Below are 13,074 nucleotides of genomic sequence, written 5' to 3'. Positions count from 1 at the left end.
GAATGAATGGGATACCGGGGCTTGCTTAATGATGATCCGACGAAGACTTCTTCGGTGCATTAGGATCTTTCACATAGCCGCCAATTCGGGCGTCGTATTTCAGGTCGCTGTAGTCGTATGGCGAGTCTACATGCGGTGCGTGTTCAAAGTTGTAGTAAGGAGGTGGGCTGGTGCAGGTCCATTCCAGCGTAGCGGCACCCCATGGGTTGGCCGGAGCCTTGCGTCCCTTGAAGAGCGAAATCACCAGCACGGCAATCGCACCGACCATCCCGATACCCAGCGTCAATGCACCGATCGTCGAGAGGACATGGTAGATCTGGTACTCTTCGACGTAAGTGGCGTAGCGTCGCGGCATACCACGCGAGCCCATCACGAACTGCGGGAGGAAGGTCAGGTTGAACCCGAAGAAGACCACTGCACAGAACAGGCGACCAAAGGTCTCGTTGTACATCACGCCGAACATCTTAGGCCACCAGTGATAGAGGCCGCCAACGAAGGCGATCACCGTACCGCCCATCATCACGTAATGAAAGTGAGCGACGACGAAGTAGGTATCGTGTAGGTGAACGTCAGTTGCCAAAGCACCCAGGAACAAACCGGTCAAACCACCAATCGTGAACAGGAAGAGGAACGACAGGGCATAGCACATTGGCGTAGCCAGGTTGATATTCCCCTTGTACATCGTAGCGGTCCAGTTAAAGACCTTGATTGCCGAAGGAATCGACACGCTGAAGGTTAGGCCACTGAAGATCACAGCTGACATCGGACTTTGACCGCTGACAAACATATGGTGACCCCAGACAAGGAAACCAAGCAGAGCGATCGCAATCGAGCTGTAGGCAATGAACGTGTAACCGAAGATTGGCTTGCGGCTGTAAACCGACATCAATTCGCTGATGATCCCCATCGCCGGGAGAATCATGATGTACACGGCTGGGTGCGAGTAGAACCAGAAAAAGTGCTGGAACAAAACTGGGTCACCACCCATGCTCGGATCGAAGATACCGATGCCGAGGATGCGTTCTCCCATGAGCAGCAGCAGCGTGATGCCGAGAACTGGTGTTGCCAAAATCTGAATGATCGCCGTGGCATAGATGGCCCACATGAACAGCGGCATCTTGAACCAGGTCATGCCTGGTGGACGCATGGTGTTCACCGTGACGATGAAGTTCAAGCCGGTAAAGATCGAACTGAAACCAAGGATGAAGGCACCGATGGTTGCGGCGACCACGTTGGTTTGCGTTTCAATACTGTACGGAGTGTAGAAGGTCCAACCGGTATCCAAGCCGGTCGTTACCAGGGCAATCAAGAAGAAGATCGCCCCGAAAACCCACAGGTGGAAGCTGGCCAGGTTCATACGTGGAAATGCCACGTCCTTCGCACCCACCATCAGCGGAAGGACGAAGTTGCCAAGAGCGGCCGGAATACTGGGGATAATGAACAAGAAGGTCATCACCGCACCGTGAAGGGTAAACAACTGGTTGTAGCTATCGAGCGAAACCCAGTCGCCAAACAACCCGTTGGGAACCATCAGGTGCAGCCGCAGCAACAGGGCCAGCACACCACCCAGGAAAAAGGCGGCAAAGATCCCAACAAGATACATCACACCGATTCGCTTGTGATCGAGTGTGAAGGCCCACGACATGAAGCCCGACGAACTAGTCAAGTAGTTCGAACTGGGGTCGTCGTTGTGACCGCTATCAATTTGAGTTTCTGGTGTAATCGTGGACATGGCTTGGCTGCCCTATGCAAATTTCTACTTAATTGATTTCAAGTAGGCGATGATCGCCGTGATTTCTTCGTCTTTGAGCAGCTGCGGCGTGAAAACGGTCATGCCTGGCTTGCGTCCGACGACGATCTCGGAATTTGGTTGACGAATCGACTGACGAACGTAGTTTTCGTCCATCGTAACTGTAATCGGAGAGCTAGAACCGCGTGGGGTAACTTGACGTTCGGTACCCCATTGGCCGTTGAGCGGAGGCCCTGGGTATTTCGCGGAGTTGTCACCATCCACCGAGTGGCACTGAGCACAACCTTTCCGACCAAACAAGATCTTGCCGGCTTCTTCCGGAGTGTTGTTCTCCAGGATGTTAGCAGCCTTCTCTACCCACTGATCGAAGTCCGCGGTCTCGTGAACAAAGACCTTGCGGTGCATGATCGAGTGTTGCTGGCCACAGTATTCCGCACAGAACAGACGTAGAGGTTCGTGCGAGCTCTCGTCCAGACCGCTACCTGTGGTGTGCGTTGCGCGAACCCAGGTCCAAGTGTAACGTTGGGGAACACAGTCCATTTTGATGCGGAATGCAGGGATGTAAAAACTGTGCAGAACGTCTTGCGACTGCAGCAGGAATTTCACATCACGGTCGACCGGAATGTGCAGATCGCCCGATTCGGCACCATTGGGATACTTGAAAACCCAGTTCCACTTGCTGGCGACAACCTGGATCTCGTACGCGTTTTCCGGAGCTTCTCGCATGTTGAGATACTCAGTGAAACCGAAGAAGAAGATCACGCCGACTAGGATGGACGGGATCACACTCCAGGTGATTTCCAGGGTTTCGTTGTGCGAAGGGGAAGGTGCTTCCGTGTGCCCGTCGCGTTGATAATACTTCAGCACGAAGTAAATCATGAAACCGATGATCAGCACAAAGAAGAACAACGACAGGTAGTAGATGAAGTCAAACAACCCGTCGACACTTCCAGCGACCGTCGACCGCTCGGGCGGGAAAAACATGGTATCCGCCAGGATGGAAAGCATGGTTGAACCTATTTCTGGGACCATCTCGTCTCTGTCTAATTTCGTATTTAAGTCGCACTGGACGGAAGGTGTCCGTCCATCGAATTGGAATTGAGCTTTTCTTTTTCGGTGCTCGCTTTACGCCTCAACAGCCAGAACGGAATCAATCCGATTGCCAGGCAGGCCACGGTTGTGAACGCACCGAGCTGCATCAATCGGATGGCCTGGGGGCCGTAACGTCCCGATGTTTCATCGTACATAAAGCACGTCAGGATAATCTGATCAACCGTGGTCCCAATCTTGCCTTCGCTCGCTTCAACTAACGACAACCGCAAGGTTGGCTCGTCGAACTGAACTCCGTACATGTAGCGAGAGATCCGCCCGTCTGGCGTGCATAACATCAGCACGGCGTTATGGGCATACTCTTTTCGCTCTGGGACGTAGCGGTATTGAAATCCGGTCGCCTTGGCAACGGCCATGATCGACTTGGATTCTCCTACCAGAAAATGCCATCCCTCGGCTGTGCCTGGGCGGTCATATTCCTGATAGTACCGCATTCGTGTCTTACTTGCTTTTTGGTAAGACTCGCGTGGGTCGATACTGATCGAGACCACGTGAAAGTCTTCCCCAACGCTGGCGTCCATTTCGCTTAAGGTTCTTACGAGTCCATTAAGCTGTTGCTGGCACAACATCGGGCAATTCGAGTAGTTGAGCGACAGGATGACAGGCTTCTTACCGTCAAAGTAGTCGCCCAGTCGAATCTGGGCACCGCGATCATCCGTGAACGGCGTGTCGAGCGGAAGTAATTCGTTCAAGTGCTCGGTGACACCAAGCCCATCGACGGCGTCGGGAGTCTCATCAATCTGAGCCTTCACCGATGTGGCCAGAGCCAGGCAGAAAACGACTGCCCACGTCCAACGAAATGTTCCTAAACCTCGCATTCGATCCGTGCTTAATCCCGTGAGGGGTTAATTCGATTCGTATTTGTCTGCTACGACCTTCATGGCTTGCTCGATGGGCATGCCGATGGTCTTCGTTTCCTTGTTGACCCAGCTGTATCCGTCATTCAGCTTGGCTTTCTGGGCACTGACAATGCTGTCTTCAACTTCAAGCTTGACGTTGAAGACCTTTTGTTCGTACTGCTGCTTCTCGAACTGCAGGTAAGCTGCTTGCAGTGCGATGATACAAATGAACGTTACTGCAGCACTGACAAAACCCACCAATGCGATCACTGGCGTGTTCATGTCGTCGTACATCGGGGCTTCCGACACGGGGGGGGGCGCGGCCTCTGTGGTTTCGACGGCAGCGTCGTTCAGGTTTTGTTCAGGAGTGTCTTCAGTGATTTCCGTCATCAAATCACCTTATTAATGATTCTGAAGTGCCAGCGATTCGCTCAGACGTGGATCCTTGACAGGAACCAACGGCTTATCGGTGGCGAACCAGATCAATGAGCTAATGTATAAACCGCCGATTCCGACGATACAGCACACGTCAATCAAGCCGAAACTCGGAACACCAGTTCCATGGGAAACCTGGGGCATGACAATGTAGTAAAGGTCTACGTAATGCATGACCAGGATGAACACGGCCCAGCCGGTGAGGATGTACTTGTTGCGGCGAATATGTCGCGACATGACACCAAAAAATGGAAGGAAGAAGTGGCCGAAGATCAGCATGATCGCCACGGTTGCCCAGCCATGCTCTTGGCGACGCAGATACCAGCCGGTTTCTTCTGGAATGTTCGCATACCAGATCAGCAGGAACTGACTGAATGCAATGTAACCCCAGAAGAGCGTGAAGCCGAAGGTATATTTACCCAGGTCATGGTAATGCTCTTGGGTGACAATGTTGGCCATCTTGCCATCCCGCTGAAGCAGGAAGATCACAACGGTCATGAAAGCAAAGAAGCTCAATGCACTTCCCGCGAAGAAGTACACGCCAAAGATAGTGCTGAACCAATGCGGATCGAGTGACATCAACCAGTCGAACGAAGCAAAGGTGACCGTTAGTGCAAACAGCACGACTGCCAGGGAGCTCCACTTTTGCAGCTTCAGAGTGATTTGCTTATCGCCGTTGCCGTCCTGAGCCAAAGAGTTCAGGAAGAAGTAGCGGGCGATACAAATCCAAGTGCCAAAGTAAACAATGGCTCGGATCGTGAAGAAGATCGGATTCAGGTAGGGGGACTTGTGAGCGATCAACTGATCGTAGTGAGCCGAGTTAACGTCCCACTTGGCTGGATCGTTCCATTCAAACAGGCTGTGACTGCCGAACAGGACAGGGAACAGAATCACCAGGAACAAGATCGCCATGGGGATCAAGTTTTGGCTCAACAGTTCTGCCACTCGACGAATCACGACGCTCCAGCCAGCTCGTGTGAGATGGTGGATGGGAACAAAGAACAATGCCCCCAGCGAGATGCTAAGGAAGTACACGAAACTGGTCAGGTAGGAATGGAAGAAGTAGGAAGAGCTTTCCTGCGTCATTCCAATCGCCATGGCCAGCAGCAGCGCCAAGACGCCAACCGCCATCGCGACCAGTCGCACCGACTGCCAGGCCGGATTGAGGCGGATCGATTCGTCGTCCGTCACTGTGATCGTTGGTTTGTGGTGACCGCCCATTACTTACTGACCTTTAATTTCCAATTCTTTCATCTCAACGGCTGGAATCTCTTCCGGCGTACCTGTTCGCGTCTTCTGCAAGGCTCGAACATATGTCACGATCGCCCATCGATCCTCTGCGGGAATCTGGTCGCCGTAACCTTTCATCTTGCGAATACCATGCGTGATGGTGTTGTACAGCTTGCCATCAGGCTGGGTGAGCAGGTAATCGGTATGTAGGTTGGTTGGAGGAATCCAGGTAGGTTGCTCCAATTGCAGGGCACGCTGAGCGACAAGCCCGTCCCCATCGCCTGCCAAGCCGTGACACACGGAGCAGTAAATGTTGTAACGGTTGCGTCCACGCTCTAAGGTTGCTCGAGTCACGGTGATCGGAGCAATCTTGACCCAGTTTGGTTCTGGCTCTTCCGGCTGAGCGGCAGGAGCGGCCCCTTCGGCCGGCTTGCCCTCAGCAGGTTTTTCATCGGCAGGCTTTGCTTCTGCCGGTTTGTCTTCGGCCATCGGCTTGTCGGCTTCCGGCTTTTCCTCCGCAGGCTTCTCTTCAGCGGCTGGTTTCTGGTCACCTTCTTTCGGTGCTTCATCATCCTGCAGGAAGGCGACGTTTTGTTTGCCTGCGTCGGGAACGATACCAGTCAACATGATTGGATCAATCCACTCGCCGCGAGCGACGGTACCGGGAATGCGCGGACGCATGGTGCGACCGTCAGCAAAGACAGGGCTAATCGTTTGGGTATCGCCGCGGAGCTGGATGTCCATATCGCGAATCGGATTAATACGCGGCACGGTCGATGTTTGGTAATAGGCCCGCCAAAGCAAGATCGGAGGAATCAGGGCAACAACGGCGGCACCAATACCAACGAACTTGATGATCTTGGGGATTTCTGCTGGGCTCGGGTCTTCATAGACCTCGATCACGTCCGTCTGGCCAGCCAGGCCATCCATCAGATCGCGAGTCTTGTTGGGTTTGTATTTTTCGTCGTTGACGTCGATCGTCAGGAAGAACTTGTCGTCGGTTGCCCGAGCAAACTCAGGTACGCGAAACAGTGGGTTCGAGAACGTCGGCAACTTGTTCAAGGCCAGCATGCCAAGGAACACGGCGATAGCCGAGTGCAAAATAACCAACTCGAAGATCACCGGAATATTGGCTGGCAAACTCCAGACAGGCTTGGCCGAAATGATGAACGGATACCATTCAGCATTGGTGATGTACTGCAGACCAAGGCCGGCGAATCCACCCATCACCCCGAGCGTCAGCACGATCCATGGCAGGATGGTCGGCTTGATCCCGAGGGCTTCGTCGATGCCATGCAGAGGGAAGGGCGTGTAGGCATCGGTTTTCGTGTAACCGGCCTTTCTCACCTTCTCGCACGCCGCCAACAAGGAGTCGGGGTCGTCGAACTGCGCCATCAGTCCGATCAGCTTGGGTTCCGTGTTGTTCGTATCTTCTGACATCTATTTAATGCCCTGCTGGAAATCCAGGGAATGGAATCACTTAGGAGTTATTGATCTGGATCGTCGTGGAAATCACCATGAGGATTGTTTGGTTCCTCTCGGCGGTTGTGATGCGGGAACGGCATCACCGATTTGACTTCTGCCATTGCCACGATCGGACCGAAACGGACGAACAGTAAAAACAGCGTAAAGAACAACCCAAAGCTGCCCACAAGCATTCCGTAGTCAACCCATGTCGGCTCAAACATGCCCCACGAGGATGGCAGGAAGTCTCGGGCCAGCGAAGTGACGGTAATCACGAATCGCTCGAACCACATCCCAATGTTCACGAAGATACTGATCACAAACATCAGCCATGGCGTTGTGCGACAGACCTTGAACCAGAACAACTGCGGGCTAATCACGTTACAGGAAACCATGATCCAGTAAGCCCACCAGTAAGGGCCGAATGCACGGTTGATGAATGCGAATTGTTCGTACATGTTGCCGCCGTACCAGGCAATGAAGAATTCCATCGCGTAGGCGTAACCGACCATCGAGCCGGTGGCCAGCAAAATCTTGCAGACGTTTTCCAAGTGACGCTTGGTAACCACATCCTGCAGGCCGAATAACTGTCGGGCAGGAACCATCAGCGTCAGTACCATCCCGAACCCGGAGAACACCGCACCAGCGACGAAGTAAGGGGGGAAGATGGTCGTGTGCCAGCCAGGAAGCTGCGAAACGGCGAAGTCGAAACTAACGATTGTATGCACCGAAAGAACGAGCGGGGCCGCCAGGGCTGCGAACAGCGTGTAAGCCTTTTCATAACGCGACCAGGAGCGGGCCGAGCCGGTCCAGCCGAGTGACAGAACCGAGTAAACGATACGCAAAATCTTGTTGTTGGTACGATCTCGCAAAGTTGCCAGATCCGGAATCATGCCGGTGTACCAGAAGATCAACGAAACAGTCGCGTAAGTCGAAACGGCAAACACGTCCCACAGCAGCGGGCTGCGGAATTGTGGCCACATCGCCAGCTGCAAGCTCGGCAGTGGGAACAGCCAGTAGAAGACCCAGACGCGACCGATGTGAATGCCTGGGAATAGACCGGCACAAACCACCGCGAAGATCGTCATCGCTTCCGCGAAACGGTTGATACTCGTACGCCAGTTCTGACGGAAGATGAACAAAATTGCGGAGATCAGCGTTCCAGCGTGACCGATACCGACCCAGAACACGAAGTTCACGATCGGGAAGCCCCAGTAAACCGGGTTGTTATTACCCCAGACACCGACACCGGTGAAGATCAAGTAGCCGATCAGACCCCCCAGCATGCCCAACAAGCTTAACGACGCAAGCATGGCGACGTACCAGGCAATTGGCGTCTTGCTCTCGTTGATGCCGCACACCAATCGGGTAATCGAGCCGTAGTCGTGCCCGCCAATCACAAGCGGCGTCCGGTTGCCCGGATCGTCGATCGTGGTGTCAATGACTTCGTTTACGGTGGCCATTCGTACTCTTGGTTATGTGAACTTTGGCTGACTGCTAAAGGGTATAGGTAACGCTCGGGAAGCTCTTAGTGCTTCTCTTCTTCTTTGGCATGCTCGTGATCGTGATCACCTTCCGCATGCTCATGGGCATGGTCGCCATCATCGTGGCCGTGGTGTTCTTCCACTTCCGGAGCCAACCATGGATGTGGGTTGGTGATCCGAGCCAGGTAACGCGTGCGAGGCCTGGTATTCAGCTCGGCGAGCATCGAATACGAACGTGGATTCGCGTGAGCCTTGGCGACGTCACTTTCAGGATTGTTGAGGTCACCGAATTGGATCGCGTTCGAGGAACAAGCTTCCTGGCAGGCAACCTGAATCTCGTTGGGGCCAATGGCCCGGCGTTCGGCCTTGGCTTCGATCTTCGTGTTCTGGATACGTTGCACGCAGTAGGTGCACTTTTCCATCACACCGCGATTACGAACGGTAACCTCGGGGTTGAAGATCAGTTTCGCTAATTCCTGATTGCCGGCTTCAAAGCGATGATCGCTGGCACGCCAATCCAGGTAGTTGAAGCGGCGTACTTTGTATGGGCAGTTGTTACCGCAGTAGCGGGTACCGATACAGCGGTTGTAGACCATGTCGTTCAGGCCTTCGTCGCTGTGAACGGTAGCGGCAACCGGGCAAACGCTTTCGCACGGAGCCGTTTCGCACTGCTGACAGGTAACCGGTTGAGAGACCGCCTTGGGGTCTTCCATGTCGCCGCTGAAGTAGCGATCGACACGAATCCAATGCATCTCACGACCAACCGAGACGGCTTCTTTGCCGACGATCGGAATGTTGTTTTCCGACTGGCAGGCAATCGTGCACGCGTTACAGCCGGTGCACTTGGTCAAGTCGATCGACATGCCCCAAGCGTGACCGTCGTACGATTCCTTCATCCACTCTTGTTCTGCCCATAGGTCACCATTGGGTGGAAGGTGGACGACGTGCTTGGCGAAGTCGGGGTGTTCTTCAAAGAGTTCAACGGAACCTTCGCGAACCAGTTCCCCTACGCGACGACCGATTTCTCGCATACCGAGCAAGTCGATTGCGAAGTGGTCCTGCGTGGTCGCCAGCTTGAACGTCTTGCCGGTACCCTTGATCGTGACGCCGGTGGCCAGGTTCATCGTGGCCTGGGTGCGGAGCGGACCGACGTCCACGCCTACCGGATCAATGCCTTCCTCGACGTTACCACCCACAGCACCAGCGTGCGTGCGGCCGTAACCAAGGCCAACGGCCAGGGTGCCGTGTGCCTGGCCAGGCTGAATGTATACGGGCAAAGTGACCGTGTTACCGTTGGCCGAGATCTCGACCAATTCGGCCTGTTTGACGCCGTTCGTTTCGGCCGTCTTGGGGCTCATGGTAACGACATTGTCCCAGGTCACCTTGGTTATCGGCTCTGGCAGTTCTTGAAGCCAACCGTTATTGGCATAGCGACCGTCGTAAGGGCCGGCACCTGGGTGGAAGATCAGTTCAAAGGCTTCGCCCAAACCTGCACGCCAAGTGGCAACCGAGACGTCGCCGAGATCCAGGGAGGAATCCAGCGAGACGCTAACAGCTTTAGGAGCTGAGTCAGCGATGAAGCCATCGTGCAGCACCTTGGTCCAAGCGGCTTCGGTGGCCGATCCAGAAAACGCCGTGGCGACCGTTTGCTTGACAGCTTCCAGTGTTTCACTGATGGGCGAGCCAGCAATCACGCTCAGGAATTCGATCGGGTCTTTGGTCTTGAAGATCGGCGAGATCAGCGGCTGTACGACGCAGAAACTGCCGTCGTAAGCGATCGCATCGCCCCACTGTTCCAGACCGTGCGACGAGGGGAGGTGCCACGAAGACTTCTTCGAGGTCTCGGTCTCGTAATCGCCGTAGTAGACCTGGGTATTGGTCTTATCCATCGCGGCAACGAAGTCGACGTCGGCAGGGGCATCGTAAAGTGGGTTGCCCCCCAGGAAGATGACCGTATCGACCGAGCCAGCATTCATTGCGGCAGCCAGGTCGGCGATTGTTCCGACCTTGTCGCGAGCCAACTTTGGCTCTTCGATGAAGGAGACCGTCTTGCCGAGGTTTTCCAGCTTGTTATTGATACGCCAGATGCGTGCCTGAGTCTCGGCATCGAGCGATTCGCCACCCACCACCAGGCTCTTGCCTTTATGGCTGACCATGTCGTTCACCATGGCGGTGATGATGATGTCGATTTTCTCGGCTGGTTTCTCTTTCGTTTCGCCAGATTCGAGAGCGGCGTCGATCTTCTGTTCCAGATCGGCCACGAAGCTAGGCATCTGCGAAGCAGCAACCGCTAGGCGGTGATCCGCAGCGATTCCGGTAACCGAAAAGCGGCTTTCGACCACGTACAGACGGCTCATTGGGCCATCTTCTGGGGCGCGGCGTTTGGCGAAAGCTTGATTGTTGACGCCGTGCGTCGGGTGGCTACCCAGCGTGTCGGCACTCAGGTCGACCACGATGTCGGCAGCTTCGAGATTCAGCAGCGGCCGCAGCTTCTTGCCGAAAGCCAGTTCGGTTCCCAGCGTGGTGTTGCCGGAAATGGACTCGTACTGGTACCACTTGGCTTGCGGGAATTTCTTGGCCACTTCGTTCATTTGGGCGAGAACGGATGGCGAAGTGTTGGTCTGGTGCAGGATGGCCAACTTCGATGAGTTGCCCCCTTCCAGCTTCTTGGACTGTTCCTTCCACCAAACGGCGAATTCGTCCCATGATCGCGAGTGCTGACCGTTGACGTCGCGTTCGATCGGATATTGGCTGCGATCGGGATCGTACAGGTGCAGCAAGGTGGCCAACGAGTACGTGTCGGCACCAGCAACCATTGGGTGCAACTGGTTGCCGTCAATCTTGATCGGGCGACCATCATAGCTGGTAGCAACCACCGGGCAGGCTTTGCCGGCGACAGTCAAAGTCGTGGCAAACTTTTCTGGCTTGCCTGGAATGCGACCTTCAGGGCGACGCGAGAAAGGAGCGATGTCTTCTTCCGGATAGCGGAAGCCGATCACTTCTTCTTCTGGGTAGCGACAGCCGGCAGCTCCGGTGGCCAATGCCAACGAGGCCCCCATCAGTTGCATCCAGCGGCGACGCGGCATGCCGGTCGGCGATTCTTCGGCAGCTTCCGGAAATTCTTGTCGCAGGAACTGCTCGAATTCAGGAGTTCCCTCGAGCTCGCCGAGGCTACGCCAGTACTTCGGTTTCTTATTCTCAGGCATTATCGATGACATGTCGAGCAGTTAGTCGATGGGTTAATGTTCAACTCTTCACGCAGTTGCTTGCCGAGCAGACGCTTCTCTTCGTCAGACATGGCGTTGCCGCCAGCCTCGGTACCCCAAGCAAGATTCGTGACTTCGTCGGCTGGGCGAATGTGCGAATCAGGATCGCGATGGCACTCCAAGCACCACGACATGGAGATCGGCTCCACAACCTGGACGACGTCCATCTTGTCGACACGACCGTGGCACTCAACACACGAAACCCCTTGGGTTACGTGAGCGCTGTGATTGAAGTAAACGAAGTCAGGCAGATTGTGCACACGCGTCCAATCGATCGACTCGCCAGTTGCCAGGCTCTCGCGAACCGGCTCTAAAGCCACGCTGGTCGCGTGAACAGCGGCGTATTTCGTGGCACCGCTCGAATCCGCACCGCTGTGGCAGTTGCCGCAGGTTTCGGTTGGAGGAACTGCCGCGTGACCGGCCTTTTCGACCGTGTTGTGGCAGTAGCGGCAGTCCATTTTCAAACGCCCAGCATGCAGCTTATGGCTGAATGGAACTGGCTGCTCTGGTCGATAGCCCCGATTAAGAATCTCGGGTGACGTGGTGACAAAAAGCACGGATCCACCATAGGCGGCCCCAACGAGGACAACGCCAAGCATGAGTGGTACGAACTTATTTACCCATCTGGGAAATAGAAAGCGGTCCATATTTTCTCAGTCGTGAGTCGTCTCGCAAAGAGACACGGCGACGGAAAAGTGCTAAACCCAAGGGCCGACAGGAGCTAGGCATCCGGCCAGAACTCAAGCAAAGCAGATTGTTGTTAATTGCAACGTTGTAAGCGATAAGCCGTGATCCGAAAAGGGCCGGCAACTCATAGCTATCAGCGTGTAAATCGTAAAATAACCACCACTTTCGCACGACGCGACAATAGGTCGCACTAGGATGGGGGGTGTGAATTAAATTCACCTTAAGGAGCCAGCTTCTTAAGCTTTCGCTGAAGCGTTCTCCGTGGAATATCCAACAGTCTGGCTGCCTCTGAAAGGTTGCCACCGCAGTCGTTAAGGACCCGATGGATATGCTCCCATTCGGCTTCAGCCAGCGATTGTGGGTTGTAGGATTGGCCCTGCGATTCAGGTGCTACTGCTTCCTGGTTATCGAAAGCGGCCAATATTTCATCCACATCCGCAGGCTTCGTCAGGTAATTGACCGCACCCAGACGTACAGCTTCAACAGCATTCGTAATACTGCCATAGCCAGTCAGGATAACGGCCTGCGTTAAAGGGGATACTTTAAGAAGATCTTTGAGAACTTCAATCCCCGAAGTCTCCGGCATTTTCAAGTCCAGAACTGCGCGATCCGGTTGCGCCTCTTGGGCTTGCGTAACGGCGTCCTCTTTGGTCTTGGCGGAATAGACATCAAAACCGCGCGACGAAAACGCTCGGGTTAGTCTGTTTCGCAAGATATCGTCGTCATCGACGAGGAGGATTGTAGGTCGCGTCATGATTCTCGCCGATTCCGGAATGTATGGCCAGGTACTTACCTGACTAATGATGACG

At 54.5% G+C, this 13,074-nt stretch carries 10 protein-coding genes; all 10 read right to left on the bottom strand.

Annotated elements, in window-relative coordinates; translation table 11 throughout:
• Window positions 1–25: 25 nt before the first annotated feature.
• Window positions 26–1,732 carry a cbb3-type cytochrome c oxidase subunit I gene (locus tag C5Y96_RS25345; protein ID WP_105359253.1) on the bottom strand — a complete coding sequence of 569 codons (1,707 nt, stop codon included), beginning with the start codon at window positions 1,730–1,732 and terminating at the stop codon, window positions 26–28.
• A 24-nt stretch (window positions 1,733–1,756) separates the two neighbouring features.
• Window positions 1,757–2,758 (bottom strand): cytochrome c oxidase subunit II, encoded by a 1,002-nt coding sequence (gene coxB, locus C5Y96_RS25340; RefSeq protein WP_233199127.1) that lies wholly within the window; start codon window positions 2,756–2,758, stop codon window positions 1,757–1,759.
• 47 nt (window positions 2,759–2,805) lie between these two features.
• The gene (locus tag C5Y96_RS25335) at window positions 2,806–3,678 is read right to left on the bottom strand and encodes an SCO family protein (RefSeq protein WP_105359252.1); all 873 of its coding nucleotides are present in this window, start codon (window positions 3,676–3,678) and stop codon (window positions 2,806–2,808) included.
• Between the two features lie 27 nt (window positions 3,679–3,705).
• Window positions 3,706–4,089 (bottom strand): hypothetical protein, encoded by a 384-nt coding sequence (locus C5Y96_RS25330; protein WP_146115808.1) that lies wholly within the window; start codon window positions 4,087–4,089, stop codon window positions 3,706–3,708.
• A 12-nt stretch (window positions 4,090–4,101) separates the two neighbouring features.
• A complete protein-coding gene (locus C5Y96_RS25325; protein WP_233199126.1) occupies window positions 4,102–5,325 on the bottom strand; it encodes a quinol:cytochrome C oxidoreductase in 1,224 nt (407 codons plus the stop codon).
• A gap of 33 nt (window positions 5,326–5,358) precedes the next feature.
• On the bottom strand, window positions 5,359–6,804 hold the full coding sequence (locus C5Y96_RS25320; RefSeq protein ID WP_105359247.1) for a quinol:electron acceptor oxidoreductase subunit ActD: 1,446 nt from the start codon (window positions 6,802–6,804) through the stop codon (window positions 5,359–5,361).
• A gap of 47 nt (window positions 6,805–6,851) precedes the next feature.
• On the bottom strand, window positions 6,852–8,291 hold the full coding sequence (gene nrfD, locus C5Y96_RS25315) for an NrfD/PsrC family molybdoenzyme membrane anchor subunit (RefSeq protein WP_105359245.1): 1,440 nt from the start codon (window positions 8,289–8,291) through the stop codon (window positions 6,852–6,854).
• Window positions 8,292–8,356: 65 nt separating this feature from the next.
• The gene (locus tag C5Y96_RS25310) at window positions 8,357–11,518 is read right to left on the bottom strand and encodes a TAT-variant-translocated molybdopterin oxidoreductase (RefSeq protein ID WP_199188796.1); all 3,162 of its coding nucleotides are present in this window, start codon (window positions 11,516–11,518) and stop codon (window positions 8,357–8,359) included.
• Window positions 11,518–12,177 (bottom strand): cytochrome c3 family protein, encoded by a 660-nt coding sequence (locus C5Y96_RS25305; protein ID WP_233199125.1) that lies wholly within the window; start codon window positions 12,175–12,177, stop codon window positions 11,518–11,520. Before C5Y96_RS25305 ends, C5Y96_RS25310 begins: the two co-directional genes overlap by 1 nt.
• Window positions 12,178–12,485: 308 nt before the next feature.
• Window positions 12,486–13,019: a response regulator transcription factor gene (locus tag C5Y96_RS25300; RefSeq protein WP_105359239.1), complete on the bottom strand. Its 534-nt coding sequence runs from the start codon at window positions 13,017–13,019 to the stop codon at window positions 12,486–12,488.
• Window positions 13,020–13,074 lie beyond the last annotated feature (55 nt).

This window comes from Blastopirellula marina (assembly GCF_002967715.1).
Lineage (GTDB): Bacteria > Planctomycetota > Planctomycetia > Pirellulales > Pirellulaceae > Bremerella > Bremerella marina_B.
This window is presented reverse-complemented; position numbering and strand designations above follow the sequence as displayed.